The organism is Xanthomonas sp. SHU 199 (assembly GCF_000364665.1).
In the GTDB taxonomy this organism is placed as follows: domain Bacteria; phylum Pseudomonadota; class Gammaproteobacteria; order Xanthomonadales; family Xanthomonadaceae; genus Xanthomonas_A; species Xanthomonas_A sontii.
Genome location: NZ_AQOI01000376.1, coordinates 1 through 2,644, shown reverse-complemented (window position 1 = coordinate 2,644; position 2,644 = coordinate 1). Strand labels below are relative to the sequence as shown.

Genomic DNA, 2,644 nt, shown 5'->3' with positions numbered 1-2,644 from the left:
CCCCCGCGCTACAGCGCGCTGCCGCCGAACTTCTGCGTGTACTGCAGGTACACGCTGCGGCCCACGGTGTCGAACCAGGACACGTCGTAGTACGGGTACGACGTATAGGTGCGGTCGTGCGGCGGCATCTTGTCGAACAGGTTGGTCACCGTCAGCGACAACTGCGCGTGGTCGGTGAAGCGGTACTGCAGCGAGGCGTTGTAGCGGTAGGTGGCGCCGATCCACGGGCTGTCGCCGCTCTCCGGGTCGTAGACCTGGTCGTAGGAATCGGAGGTCGGCAGGCGGCCCAGGCGTTCGCCGTGCAGCGTCGCGGTCCAGGCGTTGCGCTCCCACGACACGCTGGCGCTGGCCTTGGTGCGCGGGATGTCGTAGCCACTGTTGACCGCGAACTCGTCCACCATCGCTTCGCCGGCGTACACCTGGATGTCGTGGCGGCGCACCCAGGTGTAGTTGCCGCTCAGGCGGAAGGTGCCGATGCCGGTGTCGAGGCGGTACTGCGCGCTGAGGTCGATGCCGTTGGTGCGTTCGCGGGCGATGTTGATCGGGTTGACGTAGACCCCGTACAGGCGGCCGTCGGCGCTGCGGGTGACCCGTGCCAGCGCCTGCTGGCAGGTGGTGGAGGTGGCCTGCAGCACGCCGAGGCGGCAGTCGGCCTCGTCGCGCAGCACCTGGTCCACGCGCAGGTCCTGCACCTGGTCGCGCATGTCGATGTTGAAGTAGTCCACCGACAGGTCCAGGTCGGCCATCGGCGACCACACCAGGCCGGCGGTCCACGAGGTGCTGTTCTCCGGGTTCAGCGCGCGGTTGCCGCTGCGGCCGCGGATCACCGCTTCTTCGTTGTAGCTGCAGTCCTGGATCGCCACGCCCGGTTCCTCGCTGGCGCAGCGGTAGTAGTCCACGCCGGTGGTCTCGTCGTTGCCGGGCCCGGCATACACGTAATGCAGGTCGGGGGCGCGGAACGCGGTGCCGTAGGAGGCGCGCACCAGCAGCGTGTCCACCGGCCGCCACTCCAGCCCGCCGCTGTAGGTGAACTTGCCCAGCGAGCGCCCGGCGAAGCGGTACTGGTCGTAGCGCCCGGCCAGGCTCAGCGATACCGTCGACAGCACCGGCAGGCGCAGCTCGCTGGCCAGCGCCCAGCGGTTGCGGCTGCCGTGGCCGTCGGAGTCCTTCCAGCTGTAGTAGTAGTACTGCGTGGCCAGCGGATCCGGGCGCAGGTTGTAGGACTGGTTGCCGAATTCGGCGGTCGCCGCCATGCCGGCATCGCCGCCGGGCAGCGAGAACAGCGCGGTGTTGGTGGCGGTGAAGGCGAGGGTGTCGGTGCGCGAGCGCGGCTGGTACACCGTGCGCTGGGCGATGCTGTCGTACTCGGCACGGCTCAGCGGCGTGTACAGGCGCTGCGGGTCGGCGTTGAAGATCGGCAGCCCCGAGTCTTCGTCCACGCCCAGCTGAGGGCCGAGGAACAGCGCGTTGGCGCGCGCGGCGACGATCTGCGGCCAACTGATCGTGGCCTGGTACTGCGAGTGGCTGAGGCTGGTCTCGTAGTCCCAGTCCGCGCCGAGGTGGCCCTTGAAACCGGTGGTGACGCTGAAGGTCTTCTGCCGGGTGCGGATGGTGCCGGCGTTGAGGCCGCCCATTTCTTCCGGGCTGAACTGGCGTCCCCAGGCTTCCACCTGGTCGGTGGCCTGGTTGTAGAAATAGCCTTCCTCGTTGCCGTCCGGGGCCATGTAGCCCCACTGGGTCACGTCGCGGAACAATGACAGCTCGTGGTAGCCCATCTGCACGTCGGCGAACCATTCGCTGCCGTTGTCGAAGGCGTAGCGCAGCGAGGCGTAGCCGTTGAGCCCACGGCGCTTGTTGGTGATGGTGCCGTAGCCGATCGAGGCGCTGCTGCCGCAGAACGCGCCGTAGCCCGGGCGGGTGGCGTAGCCGGTGCTGCCGCCGTTGAGGCCGGACACCGCCGCGCAGGTGTCCGCGCCCGGGTCCAGGTAGTCGTCGTTGCCGTCGGTGCGCAGGAAGGTGCGGCGCGGCACCTGCGAGCGTGCGGTGGGGCCGTCCAGGGTGCTGTCCTGGCGGCTGCGCTGGTAGGCCCACAGCGGCGTCTGCGAGACCAGTTCGGCGCCGAACACCGCGTCGAAATTGCCGCGCGACCAACCGCTGCTGAGGCTGAGGTTGAAGCTCTCGCCGCCGCCGCGGGTGGTGTCGCCGAAACGGTAGTCCAGCGTGGTGCCGTCGGCGTGCTTCTTGAGGATGAAGTTGACCACGCCGGAGATCGCGTCCGAGCCGTAGATCGCCGAGGCGCTGCCGGTCAGGATCTCGATGCGGTCGATCATGCCCAGCGGGATGTTGGAGATGTCGGTGAAGTTGCTGCGGCCCTTGAACGGCATCGGGAAGTCGGCGATGCGGCGGCCGTTGACCAGCACCAGGGTGTGGTTGGGGCCGAGCCCGCGCAGGTCCACCTGCTGCGCGCCGGGCGAGAAGTCCGCGCCGCTGGCCGACTGCGGGCTCTGCGTCTCGCCGCCGTTCTGGGTCATCGCGCGCAGCACGTCCGGCACCGAGGTGAAGCCGTTGGCCTTGATCTGCTCGGCGCTGATCACGCTGATCGGCGCGGGGCCTTCCACCTGCGTGCGCGGGATGCGCGAGCCGG

The 2,644-nt window shown here is 69.0% G+C and carries 1 protein-coding gene; it reads right to left on the bottom strand.

Annotation, left to right across the window (positions count from 1 at the left end):
* Positions 1-8 precede the first annotated feature (8 nt).
* Positions 9-2,644: TonB-dependent receptor domain-containing protein (locus D183_RS0112605; protein WP_017909309.1), on the bottom strand; the 2,636-nt coding region annotated here is incomplete at its 5' end.